Annotated in this window: 21 protein-coding genes and 4 tRNA genes; 3 read left to right on the plus strand and 22 right to left on the minus strand. The window is 52.3% G+C overall.

Annotated elements, in window-relative coordinates:
* Positions 1-99 precede the first annotated feature (99 nt).
* The 20 genes from OGY19_RS09860 to trxA form a co-directional block, all read right to left on the minus strand.
* A tRNA-Pro gene (locus tag OGY19_RS09860) sits at positions 100-176 on the minus strand.
* A 41-nt stretch (positions 177-217) separates the two neighbouring features.
* Positions 218-303: transfer RNA gene (locus OGY19_RS09865), tRNA-Leu, on the minus strand.
* Positions 304-323: 20 nt separating this feature from the next.
* Positions 324-399 (minus strand) — tRNA-His (locus tag OGY19_RS09870).
* Between the two features lie 56 nt (positions 400-455).
* Positions 456-532, minus strand: a tRNA-Arg gene (locus tag OGY19_RS09875).
* Positions 533-634: 102 nt separating this feature from the next.
* A complete protein-coding gene (gene thrP / locus OGY19_RS09880) occupies positions 635-2,020 on the minus strand; it encodes a bifunctional threonine/serine APC transporter ThrP (protein WP_048214071.1) in 1,386 nt (461 codons plus the stop codon).
* A 278-nt stretch (positions 2,021-2,298) separates the two neighbouring features.
* Entirely contained in the window at positions 2,299-3,039 is a 741-nt protein-coding gene (wecG, locus tag OGY19_RS09885; RefSeq protein WP_115601242.1) for a lipopolysaccharide N-acetylmannosaminouronosyltransferase, read from the minus strand.
* The gene (wzyE, locus tag OGY19_RS09890; RefSeq protein ID WP_115601243.1) at positions 3,039-4,394 is read right to left on the minus strand and encodes an ECA oligosaccharide polymerase; all 1,356 of its coding nucleotides are present in this window, start codon (positions 4,392-4,394) and stop codon (positions 3,039-3,041) included. The genes wecG and wzyE overlap by 1 nt, the downstream gene beginning before the upstream one ends.
* Complete coding sequence (locus OGY19_RS09895; protein WP_048214068.1) at positions 4,391-5,470, minus strand: TDP-N-acetylfucosamine:lipid II N-acetylfucosaminyltransferase; 1,080 nt, start codon at positions 5,468-5,470, stop codon at positions 4,391-4,393. The genes wzyE and OGY19_RS09895 overlap by 4 nt, the downstream gene beginning before the upstream one ends.
* A complete protein-coding gene (wzxE, locus tag OGY19_RS09900) occupies positions 5,467-6,717 on the minus strand; it encodes a lipid III flippase WzxE (protein WP_115601244.1) in 1,251 nt (416 codons plus the stop codon). The genes OGY19_RS09895 and wzxE overlap by 4 nt, the downstream gene beginning before the upstream one ends.
* Before the next feature lies 1 nt (position 6,718).
* A complete protein-coding gene (gene rffA / locus OGY19_RS09905; protein ID WP_048214066.1) occupies positions 6,719-7,849 on the minus strand; it encodes a dTDP-4-amino-4,6-dideoxygalactose transaminase in 1,131 nt (376 codons plus the stop codon).
* 4 nt (positions 7,850-7,853) lie between these two features.
* Positions 7,854-8,531, minus strand: coding sequence for a dTDP-4-amino-4,6-dideoxy-D-galactose acyltransferase (gene rffC / locus OGY19_RS09910; RefSeq protein ID WP_115601245.1), 678 nt, complete (start codon positions 8,529-8,531; stop codon positions 7,854-7,856).
* On the minus strand, positions 8,509-9,390 hold the full coding sequence (gene rfbA / locus OGY19_RS09915; RefSeq protein WP_048214064.1) for a glucose-1-phosphate thymidylyltransferase RfbA: 882 nt from the start codon (positions 9,388-9,390) through the stop codon (positions 8,509-8,511). The genes rffC and rfbA overlap by 23 nt, the downstream gene beginning before the upstream one ends.
* A 33-nt stretch (positions 9,391-9,423) precedes the next feature.
* The gene (rffG, locus tag OGY19_RS09920) at positions 9,424-10,491 is read right to left on the minus strand and encodes a dTDP-glucose 4,6-dehydratase (protein ID WP_101743113.1); all 1,068 of its coding nucleotides are present in this window, start codon (positions 10,489-10,491) and stop codon (positions 9,424-9,426) included.
* Positions 10,491-11,753 (minus strand): UDP-N-acetyl-D-mannosamine dehydrogenase, encoded by a 1,263-nt coding sequence (gene wecC, locus OGY19_RS09925; protein ID WP_048214062.1) that lies wholly within the window; start codon positions 11,751-11,753, stop codon positions 10,491-10,493. Before wecC ends, rffG begins: the two co-directional genes overlap by 1 nt.
* A complete protein-coding gene (gene wecB / locus OGY19_RS09930) occupies positions 11,750-12,880 on the minus strand; it encodes a non-hydrolyzing UDP-N-acetylglucosamine 2-epimerase (protein WP_048214061.1) in 1,131 nt (376 codons plus the stop codon). The genes wecC and wecB overlap by 4 nt, the downstream gene beginning before the upstream one ends.
* A gap of 55 nt (positions 12,881-12,935) precedes the next feature.
* Positions 12,936-13,982: an ECA polysaccharide chain length modulation protein gene (gene wzzE, locus OGY19_RS09935; RefSeq protein ID WP_048214060.1), complete on the minus strand. Its 1,047-nt coding sequence runs from the start codon at positions 13,980-13,982 to the stop codon at positions 12,936-12,938.
* Positions 13,983-13,994: 12 nt separating this feature from the next.
* The gene (gene wecA, locus OGY19_RS09940) at positions 13,995-15,098 is read right to left on the minus strand and encodes a UDP-N-acetylglucosamine--undecaprenyl-phosphate N-acetylglucosaminephosphotransferase (RefSeq protein ID WP_005133353.1); all 1,104 of its coding nucleotides are present in this window, start codon (positions 15,096-15,098) and stop codon (positions 13,995-13,997) included.
* Positions 15,099-15,337: 239 nt separating this feature from the next.
* Positions 15,338-16,597 carry a transcription termination factor Rho gene (gene rho, locus OGY19_RS09945; RefSeq protein WP_002437993.1) on the minus strand — a complete coding sequence of 420 codons (1,260 nt, stop codon included), beginning with the start codon at positions 16,595-16,597 and terminating at the stop codon, positions 15,338-15,340.
* Positions 16,598-16,675: 78 nt separating this feature from the next.
* Positions 16,676-16,759: a rho operon leader peptide gene (locus OGY19_RS09950; RefSeq protein WP_101743114.1), complete on the minus strand. Its 84-nt coding sequence runs from the start codon at positions 16,757-16,759 to the stop codon at positions 16,676-16,678.
* 176 nt (positions 16,760-16,935) lie between these two features.
* Positions 16,936-17,265, minus strand: coding sequence for a thioredoxin TrxA (trxA, locus tag OGY19_RS09955; protein WP_001280776.1), 330 nt, complete (start codon positions 17,263-17,265; stop codon positions 16,936-16,938).
* 239 nt (positions 17,266-17,504) lie between these two features.
* Between trxA and rhlB the strand changes: the two genes are divergently transcribed.
* Together rhlB and gppA are read left to right on the plus strand one after the other, a co-directional pair.
* Entirely contained in the window at positions 17,505-18,773 is a 1,269-nt protein-coding gene (gene rhlB, locus OGY19_RS09960; RefSeq protein ID WP_048214059.1) for an ATP-dependent RNA helicase RhlB, read from the plus strand.
* Positions 18,774-18,781: 8 nt separating this feature from the next.
* A complete protein-coding gene (gppA, locus tag OGY19_RS09965; protein ID WP_048214058.1) occupies positions 18,782-20,266 on the plus strand; it encodes a guanosine-5'-triphosphate,3'-diphosphate diphosphatase in 1,485 nt (494 codons plus the stop codon).
* A gap of 50 nt (positions 20,267-20,316) precedes the next feature.
* Here gppA and rep read toward each other — a convergent pair whose 3' ends face one another.
* Entirely contained in the window at positions 20,317-22,338 is a 2,022-nt protein-coding gene (gene rep / locus OGY19_RS09970) for a DNA helicase Rep (protein WP_115601246.1), read from the minus strand.
* An 84-nt stretch (positions 22,339-22,422) separates the two neighbouring features.
* On the opposite strand from rep, the gene ppiC reads away from it, so the two are divergent.
* Positions 22,423-22,704 carry a peptidylprolyl isomerase PpiC gene (gene ppiC, locus OGY19_RS09975; protein ID WP_003017999.1) on the plus strand — a complete coding sequence of 94 codons (282 nt, stop codon included), beginning with the start codon at positions 22,423-22,425 and terminating at the stop codon, positions 22,702-22,704.
* A 93-nt stretch (positions 22,705-22,797) separates the two neighbouring features.
* Here ppiC and ilvC read toward each other — a convergent pair whose 3' ends face one another.
* Entirely contained in the window at positions 22,798-24,273 is a 1,476-nt protein-coding gene (ilvC, locus tag OGY19_RS09980) for a ketol-acid reductoisomerase (RefSeq protein ID WP_048214056.1), read from the minus strand.
* Positions 24,274-24,349: the final 76 nt, after the last annotated feature.

Here is a 24,349-nt window from a genome sequence, read left to right on the forward strand (position 1 = left end):
GGGATTGCGGCTTTTTAGGACTTCATGACATTTGGGGGAGAAGAGGTACAAAAGCGAAGAACAGAAAACAAAAAACCCCGCCGAAGCGGGGTTCAAAATTGGTCGGCGAGAGAGGATTCGAACCTCCGACCCACTGGTCCCAAACCAGTTGCGCTACCAAGCTGCGCTACTCGCCGTTTTACTGCTTTTTGAATTTTTAGTTCAATTCTTTAAGTCGTGGTGCGAGGGGGGGGACTCGAACCCCCACATCCTAAGGACACTAACACCTGAAGCTAGCGCGTCTACCAATTCCGCCACCTTCGCATTTCACAACTTTAAATTAATGGGGTGGCTAATGGGATTCGAACCCACGACAACTGGAATCACAATCCAGGGCTCTACCAACTGAGCTATAGCCACCACTGCAAATCTTTTACGCGGTATTAAAACCACCGCAGCTCCGGCACCTTACTAAATGGTGCGCCCGACAGGATTCGAACCTGAGACCTCTGCCTCCGGAGGGCAGCGCTCTATCCAGCTGAGCTACGGGCGCTTAGCGCCGTTGCGGGGCTGGATATTACGGAGGTCTCGGTCTGCTGTCTAGTGCTTTTTTAAAATAAATTATCGTTTGGTCACGCTTTGTGCGTTTTGTCGCTTATTCCTGCAATTTTTGGGCTGTGCCATGACGATTCAGGCCAAAAACCTTATAAATGAGCGTCACCGCCAGTAAGAAGCCAATGCCAACAAACAGCGACATTCGGGTATCTTCATTAAAGTACATGCCGATTAATACGCAAATCAGGAACGCCATCGTCAAATAATTCGCCCACGGGAACAAAATCGAGCGGAAAGGATGACTGGCGATCGCCGCCTTATGGGCCTGACGGAAACGCAGCTGGCTTATCAGGATCACAAACCATGGCACCATCCCCGGCAGTACGCTGGCGCTATAAACATAAACGAATACACGCTGCGGGTTGGGAATGATGTAGTTCAGGCACGAACCAATCAGCAGGATGGCGATAGAAATGGCCACGCCGGCAACCGGTACGCCATGACGGGAAACTTTTCCAACAGCGGCGGGGAGTTGGCGATTCTTTGCCAGCGCATAGAGCATACGGCCACAGCTGTACATCCCGCTGTTACAGCCAGACAGCGCCGCCGTCAGGACCACAAAGTTGATAATCCCAGCGGCTGCTGTAATACCAATCCTGGCAAAAGTGAGAACGAACGGGCTGCCGTTGCTGCCAATCTCATTCCACGGGAAGATAGTGACGATAACAAAAATCGCCCCCACGTAGAAAATCAGGATACGCCACAGCACTTTACCTACCGCGCTACGCAGTGTGACCTGTGGATTCTTCGCTTCACCAGCCGTTATGCCGATTAGCTCCACGCCCTGATAGGAAGCAACAACAATACACAATGCTGTCAGGAACCCTTTCCAGCCCCCCGCGAAGAAACCGCCATGCTCGGTCAAATTGCCAAAGCCGATCGCCTGACCACCGTTACCAAAGCCGAAGAAAATAACCCCTACGCCAATGACAATCATCACAATGATGGTGGTCACTTTGATCATGGCAAACCAGAATTCGATTTCACCATACAAGCGAACTGCTGCCAGGTTTGCTAACGCAACCAGTCCAACAGCAATCAGTGCGGGTATCCATTGCGCCATTTCCGGGAACCAGAACTGGACGTACACCCCAATGGCGGTAATCTCCGAGATCCCCACCGCCATCCACATAAACCAGTATGACCATGCGGTAAGATAGCCAAAGAAGGGGCTCATGTAGCGGTGAGCGTAAACGGCGAATGAGCCGGTGACCGGCTCCAGGAACAACATCTCCCCCATGGAACGCATGATGAAGAAGACGAACAACCCAGCGACGATATACGCCAGAAGAACCGACGGTCCCGCCCATTTCAGGGTACTGGCAGCCCCCATAAACAGTCCGACGCCAATGGTGCCCCCAAGGGCAATTAATTCGATGTGACGAGCCTCCAGCCCACGCTGTAGCTCAGGTTTGTTCTCGGCCATAGATCCTCTTGTTGTGTTTGCATCGTTTCCGGTATTACCGGTTATCGTTATGGGTACATCGTTTTCTGCCATAACAGGCCATTCAGCACCGACCACTTTACGGTTGGCGCCAAAAACACCACGGCACTGCAATGATTGTTGCGAATGGTTTCTTAAAATCGCCTAAATGGCAATTAAAGCATTCAAAAAATGAATAGATTGTGCGAGAAAGCAGCGATTATGTTGTGAATAAGTAGCGCGTTTAGCATAACGCGCTACTGAACAACGCAGAGGTGATGTCAGAGATTGCCGGTATAGTGCCAGCGGAGATAACGTAATAAACGAAGTTGGCGGGTGATACGACTCGGTTGCAGCAGCAAGCGATACAGCCACTCCAATCCCAGGCTCTGCCAGAATTTGGGCGCGCGCTTTACGTGCCCGGTAAACACATCGTAGGTGCCGCCCACGCCCATATACAGCGCATGCGGATGAACCTGGCGACAGTCGCGCATAAAAATTTCTTGTTTCGGCGAACCCATCGCCACGGTAACAAGTTGTGCGCCGCTGGCATGAATACGCTCAAACAGCGCCTGACGCTGATCGGCGGTAAAATAGCCGTCCTGACTGCCAACAATATTGACGTGCCATTGTGCGCGCAGTTTTGCCTCTGTTTGTGTCAGAACATCAGGCTTACCGCCCACCAGGAATACGGGCGTTCCTTCCTTCCCGGCGCGAGCCATCAGCGCTTCCCAGAGATCGGCCCCCGCCACACGTGATACCTGCGCCTGCGGAAATTTTTTACACACGGAACGCACCACGCTGATCCCATCCGCATATTTAAACTCAGCGGCTTCGATCAACGTCCGAACCTCTGGGTTATCCTCCGCTGTCAGCATTTTTTCAGCGTTAATTGCTACCAGCGTCCCCTGCCTGAGACGTCCCTCGGCAAACAGGTAATTCAGCGCATGTTGCATATCGCGCCAGCCAATCAGTTCTAATCCGCGCAGTGAATACAGCGGCGCAGTTGTGTCATCTGTCATTACGATCCTTCAACCTGTGTCCGGGGCACCGACTTTATTCGTTTATGGATGAGTCCCGCACTATCAAACAGCCAGTACAACAATTTTGCCACCAACAGACAGACGCAGAAAATCACGAGGAAAAAAACCACTCGCGAGACAAACGAATCTAACCCTTCACGTGCCAAAACGATCATATTAAAAATGGCACCGAAACAGAAACTGTGCAAAATCGCCGACTTATAGCGATTAGTTTCCCGGTTGCCTAATTCATACAACCAGTCGAACCATTTAATAATTAGGCCGACGACAATCGCGCCTAACGGTATAAACAGCGCCCCGCCCATCACCACCAGCGAACCAATTAACGTCGGCGAAATCGCCAGCCCCGAGTGGTTATTCAACACTTCCCAGGTAAAGTAGTTCGCTGAGTTGAGAACAATGCCAGGTCGTCCCGGCCACAGCCAGGAAGGGATAAAGACGTAGAAGTCACGAACAATCGGCGCCAGTCCCTGAAACTCAATATTGTGGTAATTTTGCAGCAATAGCGCCAGATTCTCCCACGGCGAGAAGGTGTCGCGCGTAAGGTATAAGAACGTATAGAACGCCTCATCGCCGCTGACGTTCATCCCGTAGCGCTTCAGCGCCAGCCAGAACATTCCGACAATACCCAGTACCCCCGCGGCGGCCAGCATCCACAGCGAAATCCAGCCGCGAATAATGCCGATAAACAGGAAAATGGCAAACGCGATAATAATATTGGCGCGGGTTCCGCCAACAATCATGTACGTCAGCAAACCAAATGCAACGGTACTCACCAGGAAGAACAACCACGCTTTGCTGTCCTGACGCAGGAAGTAGACCACCAGCATCGCCGGAATGAAGAAGTAGAAGAAGCGTTTCAGAGCCACCCCGGAGACTTCACTGGAGAAAATCTGGCTATAGGATTGCAACCTGAACAGCAGGAAACCGTTGTGCATAAAGAAAATGCCCACGCTCACCAGCGCAATCGCCATCAGGATAATCCAGGTCAAATGTGCTTCAACGCGATTGATGGTAAACAGCGGTTTGCGCGTTCTCTCCGGGCTCCGTTTCCGCAGGCGTGTTTTATAGGTCACATAGTACACTGCGTAGAAGCAGGCAGCGGACAGCAACGCCTGCAGCAAAATTTCCGGCGGGGCCACCGCCACATCAAAGCGAAATACCAGCACGCTGGTCAACGGAAAACCAAAGAAAAACGTCAATAAAAACAGCAATGAGAAGAAGACATTGAAGTTAAACCGCACGCGTCGGAATTCAAACCAGGTCAGCGTGGCGATAAACAAAGTCGAGAGCAGCCACACCACCAGCAGACCGCTGAATTGCATCAGACTCATACGGTTTCTCCTGAGGCAATGCGCAGCGCGTTATGCCACGGTTGCAGATAATTCGGGCTAAAGAAAGTAATTGCACTTTTATCAACCGATGCCAGTTGGCGCTGCGCCTCGCGTACGATACCTTCATTGAGTACATCTGTCGTAAACAGAACCGGGATGTTTTGCTCTGCCATATCCTGCCAGAATGGGTTTTCACGATTGAGCACGCACGGGATCCCCGCCTGAATCAGCAGACACAATGTACCAATCCCCTGCTGACGGGCAAAGATAAAGTAACCCAGATCGCACTGACGCAGTAGCGCCAGATAGGCATCAAACTCCAGCTTTTCACTGAGAATTTGCAGGTTATCGGCGCTAAATAACGCCAGACCCGCCTGGCGCACTTCTTCAATATAGCCTGCATTATTTGCCGGGTAACCCATTGGCACAATCACGTTAACCGTGTCGCCGAACTGCTGATGGACAGCACGCAGCGCGGCAATATGCTCATTACTGCGATCGCCAGAGTTTCCGACCAGGATCGTCATTTTCCCGCGTCGCTGGCGCTCATTGCTCATATTGTTCAGCGACGGATCCATACGGGTTGGGAAATAGAGCAATTCCCCGCGAACACGCGGATGCAGCTCAGCGAAATAGCTCAGATCGCCTCGCGTGGCAAAGACACAACCCACGCGGTTTTGTGCCATTCGGCGAATCGGGTAAAACAGACGGAATTTCAGCCCACTGGAGACTTCATACAGATCGGCACCCCAAATATGCCAGTAAAACTGCTCAGGCTTAATCCCCCCGCTCAGCAATGCCAGCCACAGACTAGTATTGAACTGCCCATGAAAGAAGAAACGCTGCTGGCGATCCGTCTTAGCTTTGGCGATAACGGCCTCTGCCAGCGCCTTTTTTCCACCGTAGAAACTCAGTGATAACGCCGGGTAGCTCTCGCTAAATCCCGTATCCTGACCGGCAACCATAAACACGCGTGCGTGCTCACTTGTTGCAGCCAACGCGTCGTTGAAGAACCGCAGCACGGTTTGGTTATGGTGAGGGATATCCGATCCCAGAACGTGAATCAGTACAGTCATACCCGCCTACGCCAGAGTAAAAACACGCCACAACAAAGAGAAAAATAGACGATGTACGTTGCCATATAGGCCTGTGCCGCGCCCAGAGCACCGTGCGCGGGGATCAACCAGTGGGCAAATGCCGTCAACAAAATGAACTGGCTAATTTCGGCCAGAATATAAAACCGCAGCGAGGCCTTCGCGATCACCAGATAGCCAAATACGTAGGCACCCACTTTCAGTACATCCCCCACCAGTTGCCAGGCAAACAAATCACGCATGGCGGTGAATTTAGCGGAGAAAAGCAGCCAGATAGCAAAATCACGTAACAGCCAGACGGTAAAACTCGCGGCGGCAACTGCCGGTAATACAAATTTCAGCGATTTGATAACTTCACGCGTGATGTCGCGCTTTTCAGTCAGGCGAGACAGTGTTGGCAGCAGATACACACTGAATGAAGCGGTAATAAATTGCAGGTACGCATCAGAGATACTGCTCACCCCCTGCCAAATCCCCACGTCATCCCAGCTGTATTGCGCCGCCAATAGGTTTCGCATCATCACATACGCCACGGGCAGCGTCACAGAGGTAATGAGCGCCATCAACGTAAACTTGCTAAGTTTCCCTGCCAGCCCGTTATCCCAGGAAGGTTTCAGGTATTGCACAGGGAGGGTTCCACGCTTGATCAGCATAAGCATGGCGGGCACCACCACCAGCGCTGGTACCAGCGCCAGCCCCAGCAAAGCACCTTCGTATCCGCCCAACCGATAGCAGCCGTAGTAGGCCACGACGCCGACCAGGCTGCCAATAATCAGCGATAGCGCATTACCTGCGGCATCGCGGAATCCTTTCATCAACGCCAGCAACAGGTTTGCCCAGGCAATCCCCATCTGTACCAGCGCAACCAGGCGTACCAGCCCCTGAAAATGCGTATGACCAAACAATCCCTGACTGATAGGCGCTGCTGCCAGCAAAAAAATCGCCGCCATCAGCGTAGAGAATCCCAACACCATTGCGGACGATGTCCCCACCACCTTACGCAACCGCGCCGGGTCATCATGGTGCTGCGCAACGTATTTCGTGACGCCGTTGAAAATCCCGGCGCCCGCCAACACGCCAAGCACAGTGACCATCTGACGGAAGTTTCCCGCCTGGCCCACACCCGCAGGGCCGAAAGAGACCGCCAGCAGTTTTACCACCAACAAACCCGCACCAATTTTTACCAGCGTACTGGTAGCCGTCCACAAGGACGCTTTAGCCAGCGACATATCAGGAGAAGTAGTTGAGTAAGGTCGTAATCACTGTGCGCTGGTTCACCAGCGACAGGTTATAAAACAGCGGCAGACGCAGCAGACGTTCACTCTCTTTGGTGGTGTAACGATCGACTCCGGAAAACACGCCGAATTTATCGCCAGCCGGACAATCATGCAGCGGAATATAATGGAATACCGCCATAATTTCGGCTTCTTTCAGGAAGTTAATCAACGCCGTGCGATCGTCAATATCGCGCAGCTTGATATAAAACATATGGGCGTTCTGCGCACAACCTTCCGGGATGGCGGGTAAATCAATACGCCCGGCACGCGCCAGCGGTTCGAGGGCATCATAATAATTCTGCCACAGCACCAGGCGCTGATGATTTATACGCTCTGCCGCTTCCAGTTGCGCCCACAGATAGGCAGCCTGGAGATCGGACATCAAATAGCTGGAGCCAATATCACGCCAGGTATATTTATCAACCTGACCGCGGAAAAATTGACTGCGATTCGTCCCCTTTTCACGGATGATTTCTGCACGTTCAACTAATTTACGGTCGTTGATCAGCGTCGCCCCGCCTTCACCGCCTGCGGTATAGTTTTTGGTTTCATGGAAGCTAAAGCAGCCAATATGCCCAATGGTCCCCAGCGCACGGCCTTTGTAGGTCGACATTACGCCCTGAGCAGCATCTTCTACCACGAACAGGTTGTATTGTGACGCCAACGCCATAATGGTATCCATTTCACAGGCAACCCCGGCGTAGTGCACCGGCACAATAGCGCGGGTTTTCTCGGTGATCGCCGCTTCAATCAGCGTTTCATCAATGTTCATGGTATCCGGGCGGATATCGACAAAGACGATTTTTGCGCCACGCAGCACGAATGCGTTCGCGGTAGATACAAATGTGTAGCTGGGCATGATGACTTCATCGCCGGGCTGGATGTCCAGCAATAATGCCGCCATCTCCAGTGATGCGGTACAGGAAGGCGTCAGCAGCACTTTCTCACTGCCAAAATGCTGCTCCAGCCATTGCTGGCAACGGCGGGTAAAACCACCATCGCCACACAGCTTGCCGCTGCTCATCGCTGACTGCATGTATTCAAGCTCGGTTCCCACCACCGGCGGTGCGTTAAATGGAATCATTTTGTCACCTGTATAACCAGTACGCGGTGCTTTCCACATTTGCACCGCTCTGTATATAACGTTTAAGCGCGGCGGTGTTGCCCATCTGGGTCGCCACCCGCAATGTTGTTTTACCGCGAGCCTGTGCCCAGCAAAGCGCAGCCTGCATGAGTTCGGCACCCGCACCACGACCAGCCAGTAAGCCAATACGTGCATCAGTATCATTGACGTCACGTAGTGAGACATAACCGCGAATCCCACCTGTCTGTGTACGAAAAATGAGGCACTGATGATCGAACGTGCCCAGCACAGCGTTTTCTATCCACTGTGCATAAAAACGCGCACTGGCCTCCACGGGATACCACGGCGCGCGGAAACGACTTTGGGCGAACACCTCTCCTGCCAGTCGACGCAGCAGCGGAATATCCGCAGCTTGCGCCACCTGTGCACCGGGATTTTCACGGGCGCACGTTACCGGCAGAACAAAGTCCATCTCACCTTCGACCAGTGAAAAGCCCAACTGCTGTAAAGCATCTAATTCATACGTATTTGCAGCAGGAATTTTTGCCTGCACCCGTTCCCAGCGCTGTAAAACTTCTGCTGTCAGGATCGGTGCGTGCGGGTCAAACCGTACGATGGCGCTATTCACGCCAAAGAACGTATTTTCCCAATCCAGAGACTCAATACTGGCGCGGACGGGCACGGAGAAGCTCCAGCAAATATTGGCCGTAGCCTGTTTTAGCCAGAGAGCTGGCGGCACGTCTAACACCTTCATCATCCAGCCAGCCATTACGCCATGCTATCTCTTCCAGGCAGGCGATTTTAAAGCCCTGACGTTTCTCCACCGTCTGCACAAACGTGCTCGCTTCAATCAGACTGTCGTGCGTACCGGTATCCAGCCAGGCAAAGCCACGGCCAAGCAATTCAACGGTCAGATTGCCATCGTCAAGGTACATCTGGTTAATGGAGGTAATTTCCAGTTCCCCACGCTCAGAAGGTTTCACGCGCTTTGCGTATTCCACTACCTTACTGTCGTAGAAATAGAGTCCTGTCACCGCCCAGTTTGATTTTGGTTCTTTCGGCTTCTCTTCCAGCGAGACTGCGCGAAAATTGTCATCAAACTCAACCACACCGAAACGCTCAGGATCCATCACCTGATAGCCAAATACCGTCGCACCTTGTGTTCTGGCAGCGACGTGGCGTAGTTTTGGACTAAATCCCTGACCAAAGAAGATATTGTCCCCAAGCACCAGACATGATGGTTCGCCGTTAAGGAACGTTTCACCAATAATGAATGCCTGTGCTAAACCATCCGGGCTGGGCTGCTCTGCATAATGCAATTCAATACCGAACTCAGAGCCATCTCCCAGCAAACGCTGGAAATACCCTTTATCTTCCGGTGTGGTAATAATGAGGATCTCGCGAATTCCCGCCAGCATCAGTACCGATAGCGGGTAATAGATCATGGGCTTATCGTAAATAGGCAATAGCTGCTTCGATACGCCGCGCGTAATGGGGTACAGGCGAGTGCCTGAGCCACCTGCCAGAATGATACCTTTCATATGATCCCTCCTCCGGGCGCCAAAACCAGGCTGTTAGCCCTTCAGGCCCAAACGCTCACCCTGGTAGCTGCCATCCTGCACGGGTTTCCACCAGGCCTCATTTGCCAGATACCATTGCACGGTTTTACGCATGCCACTTTCAAACGTTTCCTGCGGCACCCAGCCAAGTTCACGCGCAATTTTCGACGCATCAATGGCATAGCGCAGATCATGGCCTGGGCGATCTTCAACATAAGTGATCAATTCACGATACCGCATAACACCTTTTGGTTTTTGCGGTGCCAGTTCTTCCAACAAGCTGCAAATCGTTTCGACCACGTCCAGGTTTTTACGCTCGTTATGACCACCAATATTATAGGTCTCGCCAACCGCGCCTGTAGTCGCGACGCAATAGAGCGCCCGGGCATGATCTTCCACATACAGCCAGTCACGAATCTGCTGTCCGTTGCCGTACACCGGCAGAGGTTTTCCCGCCAGTGCATTGAGAATCATCAGCGGGATCAGTTTTTCCGGGAAATGGTAGGGCCCATAATTGTTGGAGCAGTTAGTCATTAACGTTGGCAGCCCGTACGTACGTAGCCAGGCACGTACCAGATGATCGCTGCTGGCCTTTGACGCGGAATAAGGACTACTCGGTGCATACGGCGTTGTTTCGGTAAAGAAATCATCCGTAGAATGCAGGTCGCCGTACACCTCGTCGGTTGATATATGGTGGAAACGAAACGCCTGCTTTTTATCATCGGCTAACACATTCCAGTATGCGCGAGCGGCTTCCAGCAACGTGTAGGTTCCGACAATATTGGTTTCAATAAATGCGGCGGGGCCATCGATAGAACGATCAACATGACTTTCTGCCGCCAGGTGCATCACGCAATCCGGCTGATACTGTTGAAACACGTTGTCGAGCGCCAGGCGATCGCAGATATCCACGTGTTCAAAGGCAAAACGGGCATTCTGTGCAACCGGCGCCAGCGACATCAGGTTTCCGGCATAGGTTAACTTATCAACCACTACCACGGCATCCCGAGTCTCATTAATGATGTGACGCACAACCGCTGAGCCAATAAATCCTGCACCACCGGTAACCAGAATTCGTTTCATTAGCGCCAGACTCCTTTGGTATCAACCACGTATTGCTGGTGAACCGCATCGCCTTTAATCGCTTTAAATTCATTATGGTCAACCAGCATCACCAGCACATCGGCGCTTGCCAGCGCATCGTCCAGTTTCGCCAGTTGGCACAGGCCATCCAGTTTTTTCGGCAACTGATGGATATTCGGTTCAACCACCAGCGTCTCGCCGCTGTGCCAGCGTGCGATACTTTGCGCCACCCCCATTGCCGGGCTTTCACGTAAATCATCAATATTCGGTTTGAACGCCAGACCAAAACAGGCAATTTTTACGTCGCTGGCACGTTTATTGGTCTCCGTCAGACAATCCGCTACAGCGGCTTTTACCCGATCGACAACCCAATGAGGCTTACTATCATTTACCTCGCGCGCGGTGCGGATCAATCTCGCCTGCTGCGGGTTCTGCGCCACAATAAACCACGGATCGACCGCGATACAGTGCCCGCCAACACCAGGTCCAGGCTGCAAAATGTTAACCCGCGGGTGACGGTTCGCCAGACGGATCAGTTCCCAGACGTTAATCCCCTGATCGGCGCAAATCAGCGACAGTTCATTAGCAAAGGCGATATTGACATCGCGGAAGCTGTTTTCGGTCAACTTGCACATTTCTGCAGTGCGGGCGTTAGTCACCACACATTCACCTTCGAGGAAGATGTTGTACAGTTCGCTGGCGCGCATAGAACAAACGGGGGTCATTCCGCCAATCACACGGTCATTTTTAATCAGTTCAACCATCACCTGGCCTGGCAGCACGCGCTCCGGACAATAAGCAATGTTCACGTCAGCCTGTTCCCCCGCCTGCTGCGGGAAAGTCAGATCAGGGCGCATTTCTGCAAGCCATGCTGCCATCTGCTCCGTTGCCCCGACGGGTGACGTCGATTCAAGGATCACCAACGCCCCTTTTTTCAGCACCGGCGCAAGCGACTTCGCTGCGGCTTCAACATAGACCATATCGGGTTCATGCTCCCCCTTGAAGGGGGTCGGCACAGCAATCAGATAAGCGTCTGCTTCAACAGGTGTCGTAACCGCACGCAGAAAGCCATTTTCGACTGCTGTTTTCACCACAGCACCCAAATCAGGTTCAACGATGTGGATTTCACCGCGGTTAATGGTATCCACCGCATGTTGATTTACATCTACGCCAATAACATGTTTTTGACGGGAAGCAAAAGCGGCCGCCGTCGGCAGTCCGATATAACCCAGCCCAATGACAGAAATGGTCGTAAAACTCATAGCGATATCCGATTATTTTTTAACGCGTGTAAAATGCGGCCACACGCCTGCCCATCACCATACGGATTATGGGCGCGGCTCATGGTCTGATATTCATTTTCGTCATGCAGCAAGCGCGTGACTTCTGCCACAATACGCTGAGGGTCAGTCCCAACCAGACGTACTGTGCCTGCGGTAATGGCTTCTGGCCGCTCCGTTGTTTCTCGCATCACCAACACAGGTTTGCCCAGAGAAGGGGCTTCCTCCTGAATCCCGCCGGAATCGGTAAGGATAAGCCAGGCATGATTCATCAGCCAGACGAATGGCAGATAGTCCTGTGGCTCAATCAGAATCACGTTCTCAACATGACCCAAAATACGATTTACCGGCTCGCTAACGTTGGGGTTCAGGTGTACGGGATAGACAATCTGTACATTCTGATTAGCCGCGGCAATTTCCGCCAGTGCATGGCAGATTTGCTCAAAGCCGCGACCAAAGCTTTCCCGACGATGACCGGTTACCAGGATCATCTTCTTATCCGCATCCAGGAAAGGATAGCGCTCAGCCAGTTCAGCGCGCAGTGCTTCATTTCCGAGTACACGATCGCGAACCCAGATCAACGCATCAATAACCGTGTTCCCCGTGACAAAAATACGGTCATCCGGAATGGTTTCACGCAACAGGTTTTGGCGTGAATTTTCAGTTGGGGAAAAGTGATACATTGCCAGGCGCCCGGTCAGTGTACGGTTTGCCTCTTCCGGCCAGGGAGAATAGAGATCGCCAGTTCGCAACCCAGCCTCAACATGCCCCACCGGAATACGCTGATAAAACGCGGCCAGGCTGGTCGCAAGGGTTGTTGTTGTATCACCGTGGACTAGCACCACATCAGGTTTGAACTCAGCGAGGATTGGCTTTAATCCTTCCAGAATTCGACAGGTAATTTCTGTCAGTCCCTGACCTGGCTGCATAATATTGAGATCGTAGTCAGGTACGATGGAAAAGAGGTGCAATACCTGATCGAGCATCTCCCGATGCTGTGCAGTGACGCAAACTTTCGCGTCGAAATCAGGATCTTTAGCCAACGCATGAACCAGAGGAGCCATCTTAATGGCCTCCGGTCGCGTACCAAATACAGTCAGTACTTTCACATCGATTCTCTTCGGATTGGCAGTGAGAGCCCAGCCCCTCACTGCAACGGTATTGCTAAATCGAACGGCGACGGGTTAACGCGACACCAGCACCGATCAGGGCCCCAACGATGCCCCACATAATCATCAGGAAGGCACGACGTGGGCTATCACGTTTTACCGGTTCTTCCGGCGTCCGCAAATAACGATAGGTCTGAAAACGCGGATCCAGGGTCGGTCCTACGTTCAGCGTGTTCAGCATGGCTCTGTTTTGAAAATAGTCCATATCAAAATCTGGGCCAACAGATTGCAGGTTTTCGAGTCGCGCCTGCAGCATAGGGCGTCCGAGTAAAAACAACTCAGAATCAGGCAACTCTTCAGCAGGGACATCAGTAGAAGTACGCGAAATATTATGCTGCTCAGCAATTTTGAGCGCTTGTTCAATGTTATGAACACGGCGAGAGAAAATCGATTTTGCTACCTCTTCCTGCCGTTTGACCTGCGCTTTCATTTGCACCGTCCGCGCAGCCCATGCGCCTTTCAGCTCATCGTTCAGATGACGTGCTGCACGCTGGCTGGCAAAGGCCACGTACTGGCGCAGAAGATTGTTGGCATCAGGTGCCGTTTCCGCAATAAGCTTCACGCTGTCATTGGTGTTCCGCAACGCATCACCAGGCATAAACTGAATGTTGTTGATCAGTTCATCCAGCAGCGCGGCATCGGCTTTACTGTTTCCGACCATACGCTGCTTGTAATAATCAGTCTGCTGCCAGAATTCACGGCGCGTATCCCAGGAGGCAAGCTGCATGATAAATTCTTTATAGGCTTCATCCATCACCGACGGCTGGTCCGTTGATGCGAGGCTGGCCTTAATATCCAGGTTGCGCAGGAACTGTTGTTGAGAGTAATAGCCCCCCAACATATTCACCGTAGGCTTGTCTGAAATAGCCGTTGCGCTCCACTCCTGACGGGCGAAAAAAGTATAGGCGAGAGCAACAAGTGCAAATGCGAGCGCCATACCGACAATCCACACCTTCCCTGCCCATAAGGTACGAAACAACCCACGGATATCCAGTTCATTTTCAGCGCTCATGGCGTCTTCCCCCGGTAATGGTTGTGTCATCGCATCCTCAATTCACTTGGTTAAGTTTGGTTTGCCTTCACGAATTCTTCGCAGTCTGCGCTTCACTCGCTTGATAAATCTCGCCACTTTCCAGGCACGCTTGATACAGTATCCGTAGAGGCCAAATGCCATTAAAAACAGCACCAGCATGGCCCATTCCGGAACCAAACGGAAATATTCAGCCAGCACACCGATCGATGCCAGCACGGCCGCCGCCAGCGTAATCAGAACAAATGCCTGGCGGGAAGTAAACCCTGCCCGCATCACCAAATGATGAATGTGCTGGCGATCGGCTGAGAACGGGCTCATGCCCTTACGCAAACGGCGGTACATGATCGCCACCATATCCATTAACGGGATGGCGATAATCCACAGTGCGGTAACTGGGCTTATAGGATGTGTTTTGCCCTGCGTGGTTTCCAGCAGGATCCAGATGATGGTAAAACCAATCAGCGTACTGCCAGCATCACCCATGAAGACTTTATAACGGCGCCCAAGAACGCCCAGGTTCAGCAGAATATAAGGCAGAATGGCGGCGATCATCGCAAAACACCATACGGCCAGACTCGTCTGCCCATCGAACCACAGGATAAACCCCATCGCCGCGAATGAAACGCTGGACAGCCCACCTAACAGGCCGTCAATACCGTCCACCATATTGAAAGCATTAATTGCCGCCCAGACGGCAAACAGCGTCAGTAAATAGCCAAACGGGCCAAGAATCATCTCCCAGGGGCCAAAAATATACCCAAGGCTAAGAAGATAGAGTTTGCCAACCGACATCATGATAATGCCGATCGCGGCCTGGATAGTTGCGCGGATTTTTACACTGATATCAAAACGATCGTCCAGCGCGCCAACCAAAACCAGCACGCCGGCACAGGCCAGATAGAGAGAAGCATGCGGGATGTAATAATCAGCAATCACAAACGTAAAGCAAATACCTGCGTAAGCCGAAATCCCCCCAACCAGCGGGATCAATCCTTGATGCCGTTTGCGAAAGTTGGGTTTATCCACTAAACCAATCTTTTTTGCGACCTTACGCGCAAAGAAAAGAAACAGTGTTGTGAATAAAAAAATACTGATGAGATCAGTGCTTACTGTCAGTAAATTCACAATGCATGCTCTCAGAGAAAATTAATAGCAGAAGTATAACCACGAAGACCTTTATTCAGAAGGGAAACCCGTCTCCATATCCGATGGTTCTGTATAATTATCAACCACAAGATACAAATTACGAATCTTTTTCAACCTGGCGGTATGTCATACCGTATTATTGTTATTGTGTCGTTAAGATTACAGGCATAAAAGCAAAACGCCACGTAAAAACGTGGCGTTTTCGGATGATGCCTGAATTATGAGCGCTTCATCATATCGAAGAAGTCATCATTGGTCTTCGTCATCGCCAGCTTGTTAATGAGGAACTCCATTGCATCAATTTCACCCATCGGATGGATGATTTTGCGCAGGATCCACATTTTCTGCAGCTCTTCCTGGGTGGTAAGCAGCTCTTCTTTACGGGTACCGGAACGATTGTAGTCGATAGCCGGGAAGACGCGTTTTTCAGCGATCTTACGAGAGAGATGCAGTTCCATGTTGCCGGTACCTTTAAACTCTTCGTAGATAACTTCATCCATTTTAGAGCCGGTATCGATAAGCGCAGTCGCGATGATGGTCAGGCTGCCGCCCTCTTCCACGTTACGTGCCGCACCGAAGAAACGCTTCGGACGGTGCAGGGCGTTAGCATCGACACCACCGGTCAGGACTTTACCGGAAGCCGGGACCACGGTGTTGTACGCACGCGCCAGACGCGTGATGGAGTCGAGCAGGATGATAACGTCTTTCTTATGTTCAACCAGACGTTTCGCCTTCTCGATTACCATTTCCGCAACCTGAACGTGGCGAGATGCGGGTTCATCAAAGGTAGAAGCCACAACTTCACCTTTAACCAGACGCTGCATCTCGGTCACTTCTTCCGGACGTTCGTCAATCAGCAGCACCATCAGCACACAGTCCGGGTGGTTGTAGGCAATGCTCTGCGCAATGTTCTGCAGCAGCATGGTTTTACCCGCTTTTGGCGGTGCCACAATCAGACCACGTTGACCACGACCGATCGGCGATGCCAGATCCAGTACGCGCGCCGTTAAGTCCTCGGTAGAACCATTACCACGCTCCATACGCAGACGGGAGTTTGCGTGCAGCGGCGTTAAGTTTTCGAAGAGGATCTTGTTACGGGCGTTTTCCGGTTTGTCGTAGTTAACTTCGTTAACTTTCAACAGCGCAAAATAGCGTTCACCTTCTTTTGGCGGGCGAATCTTACCAGAAATGGTATCACCAGTGCGGAGGTTGAAACGGCGGATTTGGCTTGGAGAAACGTAGATGTCATCAGGACCGGCGAGGTAGGAGCTGTCTGCAGAGCGGAGGAAACCAAATCCATCCTGCAATATCTCCAGCACACCGTCACCAAAGATATCTTCGCCACTCTTTGCGTGCTGCTTCAGGATGGCAAAAATAATGTCCTGCTTGCGCATACGAGCCAGGTTTTCAAGGCCCATATTTTCGCCGAGAGTGATCAGCTCAGAAACCGGCGTATTCTTTAATTCGGTAAGATTCATAATGGTGTGAGTTCTTAAACTTGGGGTAAATCTCGAACTTAATGTTGTGAATGGTATGGCAGGGTCATCCATGCCTGTTTACGGCCATCGACTCATGTCTGTTCGCTGTCTGGTCACAGGAAAGTACGCAGAACTGAAACGACAAGACGGATTGAGTGACAAGGCCCTGAATCTGTCTACTTCTCGCACGAGAAACAACGGGAAGTATTGGATAAAGCTAGATTCAAACTTAATAAGGTATGTTTAATACGAAGTCAACACTAACTTAGCACGACTCAAGTCGGGCGTCCAGTCATCCGAATCATTTCGAAGTATGGCCGCCCGATCATGATACTTCCTTACGCTAAGTTAGCGTCGAGGAACTCTTTCAACTGACCTTTGGACAGCGCGCCGACTTTAGTCGCCGCAACTTCGCCGTTTTTAAACAGCAGAAGGGTCGGGATGCCACGAATACCATACTTCGGCGCGGTGCCTGGGTTTTGGTCAATGTTCAGTTTAGCAACCGTCAATTTGCCCTGATATTCGTCAGCGATTTCATCCAGAATCGGAGCGATCATTTTGCACGGACCGCACCACTCTGCCCAGAAATCAACGAGGATAGCTCCGTCCGCTTTGAGTACATCCGTGTCAAAACTGTCGTCAGTCAGGTGAATAATTTTATCGCTCATAATAACTCCACAGGAATAAGCCTGGTGTGTTGGTGTTTACACATCATCCTTCAAGCCGCCTTTTTGTTGGCTGTGCGCTGCGTCCTGGTCACGTACTCAATACGCTTCTTTGGACCCATTCACTTGCCATCTCGACGCATCATGAATGAATTGTGTACAGTATTAACCAACTAAAGGTTGACTTTATTTCACCGGATACGCTTTCGTAAAGCAATAGTAAGCTGATATTCTACCACACTATGAGCAAAACACATTTAACAGAACAGAAGTTTTCCGACTTCGCCCTGCACCCGAAGGTGATAGAAGCCCTTGAAAATAAAGGGTTTCATAACTGCACGCCCATTCAGGCTCTCGCGCTGCCGCTTACGCTGGCAGGCCGTGATGTTGCAGGGCAGGCGCAAACCGGTACCGGAAAAACGATGGCGTTCCTGACGTCAACGTTTCATTATCTTCTCTCTCATCCCGCGATTGACGATCGCAAGGTGAACCAACCGCGTGCGTTAATTATGGCGCCAACGCGTGAGTTAGCCGTGCAGATCCACGCCGACGCCGAGCCGCTGGCACAGACCACCGGTCTGAAATTAGGCCTGGCTTATGGCGGCGACGGTTACGACAAACAGCTGAAAGTGCTGGAAAGCGGCGTCGATATTCTTATCGGCACGACCGGTCGTCTTATCGACTACGCAAAACAGAACCATATCAACCTGGGCGCGATTCAGGTCGTGGTGCTGGATGAAGCCGATCGTATGTACGATCTGGGCTTTATTAAAGATATCCGTTGGCTGTTCCGTCGTATGCCGCCAACCACCCAACGTCTGAACATGCTGTTTTCTGCAACCCTCTCTTATCGCGTTCGCGAACTGGCGTTTGAACAAATGAATAACGCCGAGTACGTTGAAGTCGAACCGGAACAGAAGACGGGCCACCGTATTAAAGAAGAACTCTTCTATCCTTCCAACGAAGAGAAAATGCGTTTGCTGCAAACGCTGATTGAAGAAGAGTGGCCAGATCGCGCCATTGTTTTTGCTAACACCAAACATCGCTGTGAAGAGATCTGGGGCAGTCTTGCTGCTGACGGACATCGCGTAGGCTTGCTTACCGGTGACGTGGCGCAGAAAAAACGCCTGCGTATCCTTGATGAGTTCACCCGTGGCGATCTCGATATTCTCGTCGCAACCGATGTCGCGGCGCGTGGCCTGCACATCCCAGCCGTAACGCACGTGTTTAACTATGACCTGCCGGACGACTGTGAAGATTACGTCCACCGTATTGGTCGTACAGGTCGTGCAGGCGCAAGTGGTCATTCTATTAGCCTGGCTTGTGAAGAGTACGCGCTGAATTTACCTGCAATCGAGACCTACATTGGCCACTCGATTCCGGTCAGCAAGTACAACCCGGACGCGCTAATGACTGACCTGCCAAAGCCGCTGCGCATGACGCGCCCACGCCCAGGCAATGGCCCGCGTCGTACCGGTGGTGCTCCGCGTAATCGTCGTCGTTCAGGTTAACGTAAGATATGCTCACAACCACTTCGCTGTACGCCGCAATCGATTTAGGCTCGAATAGTTTTCATATGCTGGTTGTACGCGAAGTGGCGGGAAGCATCCAGACGCTCACGCGTATTAAACGCAAGGTGCGTCTGGCCGCTGGACTCAACAGCGACAACATTCTCTCCGCTGAAGCCATGGAACGCGGCTGGCAATGCCTGCGCTTGTTTGCTGAACGTCTGCAGGATATCCCGCAACCGCAAATCCGCGTGGTCGCCACGGCAACATTGCGCATCGCGGTAAACGCCGATGTCTTTATCGCCAAAGCGCAAGAGATTCTCGGCTGCCCTGTCCAGGTCATCAGTGGTGAAGAAGAAGCACGACTGATTTATCAGGGTGTTGCCCACACCACTGGCGGAGCCGATCAGCGTCTGGTCGTTGATATTGGCGGCGCCAGTACGGAACTGGTTACCGGCTCCGGCGCCCAAACAACCTCTCTGTTCAGCCTGTCAATGGGCTGCGTTACCTGGCTCGAACGGTACTTCACCGATCGTAATCTGGCGCAGGAAAATTTTGACGAAGCCGAGAAAGCGGCGCGTGAGGTTCTGCGCCCGGTCGCCGACAAACTGCGTTTTCATGGCTGGAAAGTTTGCGTTGGTGCCTCCGGTACCGTCCAGGCGTTGCAGGAAATCATGATGGCGCAGGGTATGGATGAGCGCATTACGCTGGCCAAACTTCAGCAGCTTAAGCAGCGCGCTATCCACTGCGGTCGTCTGGAAGAGTTGGAAATCGAAGGGTTAACGCTGGAACGCGCACTGGTGTTCCCCAGCGGGCTGGCAATCCTGATCGCGATTTTCACTGAGTTGAATATTCAATGCATGACCCTGGCCGGCGGCGCACTGCGTGAAGGTCTGGTTTACGGTATGCTGCACCTGCCTGTCGATCAGGATATTCGCAGCCGTACGCTGCGTAATATTCAGCGTCGCTTTATGGTCGACACCGATCAGGCGAACCGCGTCGCACAGTTGGCTGTACATTTATTCGATCAGGTGAAAGATGAGTGGCATCTTGAGGCCATTAGCCGTGAACTGCTGCAAAGTGCCTGTCAGCTGCATGAAATAGGGCTGAGCGTGGAATATAAGCAGGCACCGCTGCATGCCGCCTGGCTGGTGCGTAATCTCGATCTTCCGGGCTTCACTCCCGCGCAGAAAAAGCTGTTAGCCACGCTGTTATTAAATCAGACCAACCCAGTCGATCTCTCTTCGCTCCACCAGCAAAACGCCGTGCCGCCGCGCATCGCGGAGCACCTTTGCCGTTTGCTACGCCTGGCGATCATCTTCGCAAGCCGCCGCCGTGACGATTTAGTGCCACATATCACCCTGCAAGCTCAGGATGAAGATCTGACGCTAACGTTGCCGGAAAGCTGGCTGGAACATCATCCATTAGGTAAAGAGTTGATCGATCAGGAAATCCAGTGGCAAAGCTATGTCCACTGGCCGCTGGAAGTGCGTTAGATGCTGGCTGCCGGATGGCGCTCACGCTTATCCGGTCTACCAAATAAATATTACTTCTCTTTGGCTTTCGCCATCATTGCCCGGATATTCGCAATGCTGGCCTGCCCCTTTTGCATCCGCTCCTCAGCGCTCACCACTTTACGCTCCTGTTCCCAGATAACGTCATCCTGTGGCAGTTCCAGCAGGAAGCGGCTTGGCTCCGGACGCACCAGTTCACCGTACTGACGGCGTTCTTTGCACAACGTGAAGATAAGCTCTTTCTGTGCACGGGTAATGCCGACGTAGGCCAGACGACGCTCTTCATCAATGTTGTCTTCATCGATGCTGCTCTGATGAGGTAAGAAGCCCTCTTCCATTCCCACCATAAACACATAGGGGAACTCCAGCCCTTTTGAGGCATGTAACGTCATCAACTGCACCTGGTCCAGCTCTTCTTCGCTTTCGCCACGCTCCATCATGTCACGCAGGGTAAAGCGGGTAACGACCTGAGTCAGGGTCATCGGCTCTTCCAGCTCGCTGCCTTCCAGCATCTCCGTCATCCAGCTGAACAGCGTGTTGACGTTCTTCATACGCATTTCTGCCGCTTTCGGGCTCGGCGAGGTTTCATACAGCCAGGATTCGTAATCAATGCCATGGATCAGGTCACGCACGGCAGCAATCGGTTCACGCTCCGCGAGGCGCTGGATTTCCCCCAGCCAGTGCGTAAAGCGGGTTAGAGAATCATAACCGCGGCCGGTCAGCGTCTGGCTTAGACCCATATCAAAGCTGGCAGTAAACAAGCTTTTATTACGCGTCATCGCCCACTCACCCAACTTTTGCAGTGTGGCCGGGCCGATTTCACGTTTTGGCGTGTTGACGATCCGCAAAAACGCGCTATCGTCATCCGGGTTGCTCAGCACACGCAGGTAGGCCAGCAGATCTTTGATTTCCGGACGCGAGAAAAATGATGTCCCCCCGGAAATTTTGTACGGGATGCGGTTTTGCATCAGGAATTTTTCGAACACCCGTGACTGGTGGTTGCCGCGATACAGGATCGCATAGTCCTTATACTGCGTCTTATTCACAAAGTGATGAGCAATCAACTCCCCGGTCACGCGTTCCGCTTCATGCTCTTCGTTGTTGGCACTCAGTACTTTCAGCTCAGGTCCGTAGCCCAGCTCAGAGAACAACCGCTTTTCAAAGACGTGCGGGTTGTTAGCAATGAGGATGTTCGCCGCCTTCAGGATACGCCCGGAGGAACGGTAGTTTTGCTCCAGCTTCACCACCTGCAGCGCCGGAAAATCTTTGCTCAGCAGTACCAGGTTTTGCGGACGCGCACCACGCCACGAGTAAATCGACTGATCGTCATCACCCACCACGGTAAAGCGCGCACGTTGCCCCACCAGCAGCTTCACCAGCTCGTACTGGCTGGTGTTGGTATCCTGGTATTCATCCACCAGCAGGTAGCGGATTTTGTTCTGCCAGCGCTCGCGCACCTCTTCATTACGCTGAAGCAGCAATGTCGGCAGTAGGATCAGATCGTCAAAGTCCAGCACGTTACACGCCTTCATATGCGCGTCGTACAGGCCATAGCAGTGCGCGAAAATACGATCGCGTTCGCCTTTAGCGCTGGCTGCTGCCTGCACCGGGGTCATCAGATCGTTTTTCCAGTTGGAGATCGTTGAGATCAGCTGTTGAAGGATAAGTTTATCGTCTTCAATTAGCCCTTCGGTCAGTTCCTTAAGCAGAGCCACCTGGTCGGTATCGTCAAACAGCGAGAAGTTCGACTTCATCCCCAACGCCGCAAATTCACGCTTGATGATATCCAACCCCAACGTGTGGAACGTGGAGATCATCAATCCACGCGCCTCTTTACGACCCAGCGTCTGCGCCACACGCTCTTTCATTTCACGCGCGGCCTTATTGGTAAAAGTCACCGCCGCGATATGCCGCGCCTGATAGCCACAAACGCGGATCAGGTGCGCAATTTTATTGGTGATAACGCGCGTCTTTCCGGAACCCGCCCCCGCCAGCACCAGGCAAGGTCCTGTGACAAATTCGACGGCTTGTTGTTGTCCGGGATTCAAACGCATAAAGATCACTCAATGAAAGTCAGGAGGGGAAATTTAGAGCATGGTAGTATAGCCAGCCTCAACCACCCCACTCAAGGCACGATCATGGCAAAAACAGCAGCAGCAGTGCATATCCTTGTTAAAGAAGAGAAACTGGCTTTGGATCTTCTGGAACAAATTAAAAACGGTGCCGACTTTGGCAAGCTGGCGAAGAAACACTCAATCTGCCCATCAGGCAAACGCGGCGGTGATTTAGGCGAATTCCGCCAGGGCCAGATGGTTCCGGCGTTCGACAAAGTGGTCTTCTCTTGCCCGGTGCTGGAGCCAACTGGCCCGCTGCACACGCAGTTCGGTTACCACATCATTAAAGTGCTGTACCGTAACTAATAAAAAAGCCGGGTGGCGGCTGTCGCCTTACCCGGCCTACATTCTTGGCTAAATTGTAGGTCGGGTAAGCGCTAGCACCACCCGACAATCTATTTAACCCGCTACCGCAATACGCTTCATATCCGTCATATAACCACGCAGTTTCTTACCAACCTGCTCGATAGCGTGGCCGCGAATCGCTTCGTTCACATCACGCAGCTGCGCGTTATCTACCGCACCCTCAGCAATCGCTTTGCCCAGATCGCCGGTCTGCAGAGTGGTCATGAACTCTTTCAGCAGCGGTACGCAAGCGTAAGAGAACAGGTAGTTACCGTATTCTGCGGTATCGGAGATAACCACGTTCATTTCGTACAGACGCTTACGCGCGATGGTGTTCGCGATCAGCGGCAGTTCGTGCAGTGATTCGTAGTAAGCAGACTCTTCGATGATGCCAGAATCAACCATGGTTTCGAACGCCAGCTCAACGCCCGCTTTCACCATCGCAATCATCAGGACGCCTTTATCGAAGTACTCTTGCTCGCCAATTTTGCCTTCAAACTGCGGTGCGGTTTCGAACGCGGTTTTACCGGTCTCTTCACGCCAGGTCAGCAGTTTCTTATCGTCGTTAGCCCAGTCAGCCATCATGCCGGAGGAGAATTCACCGGAGATGATGTCGTCCATGTGTTTCTGGAACAGCGGCGCCATGATCTCTTTCAGCTGTTCGGACAGCGCATAAGCGCGCAGTTTCGCCGGGTTAGACAGACGGTCCATCATCAGCGTAATGCCGCCCTGCTTCAGCGCTTCGGTGATGGTTTCCCAGCCGAACTGAATCAGTTTTTCTGCGTAAGCCGGGTCAGTACCTTCTTCCACCAGCTTGTCGAAGCACAGCAGAGAGCCCGCCTGCAGCATACCGCACAGGATAGTCTGCTCGCCCATCAGGTCAGATTTCACTTCTGCAACAAAGGAGGACTCCAGTACGCCAGCACGGTGGCCACCGGTCGCTGCAGCCCAGGCTTTAGCGATCGCCATGCCTTCGCCTTTTGGATCGTTTTCCGGGTGAACTGCGATCAGGGTTGGAACACCGAAACCGCGTTTGTATTCTTCACGCACTTCGGTACCCGGGCACTTCGGTGCCACCATCACAACGGTGATGTCTTTACGGATCTGCTCGCCCACTTCGACGATGTTGAAACCGTGGGAATAACCCAGCGCTGCACCGTCTTTCATCAGCGGCTGTACGGAACGCACAACGTCGGAGTGCTGTTTGTCTGGCGTCAGGTTAACCACCAGGTCAGCCTGCGGGATCAGCTCTTCGTAGGTACCGACTTTGAAGCCGTTTTCGGTCGCTTTACGCCACGAAGCACGTTTCTCAGCGATCGCTTCTTTACGCAGGGCGTAGGAGATATCCAGACCGGAGTCACGCATGTTCAGGCCCTGGTTCAGACCCTGAGCGCCACAGCCGACGATGACCACTTTTTTACCCTGAAGGTAGCTTGCGCCGTCGGCGAATTCTTCGCGGCCCATGAAGCGACATTTGCCCAGTTGAGCCAGCTGCTGACGCAGATTCAGTGTATTAAAGTAGTTAGCCATGATGGTGTACTCCGTGATGTTGTGTGTCTTATTGTTCGGTTCGCGTTTCAGCGAGAATGAACCCACATTACAACAG

The organism is Citrobacter sp. Cy070, from assembly GCF_030332245.1.
In the GTDB taxonomy this organism is placed as follows: domain Bacteria; phylum Pseudomonadota; class Gammaproteobacteria; order Enterobacterales; family Enterobacteriaceae; genus Citrobacter; species Citrobacter youngae.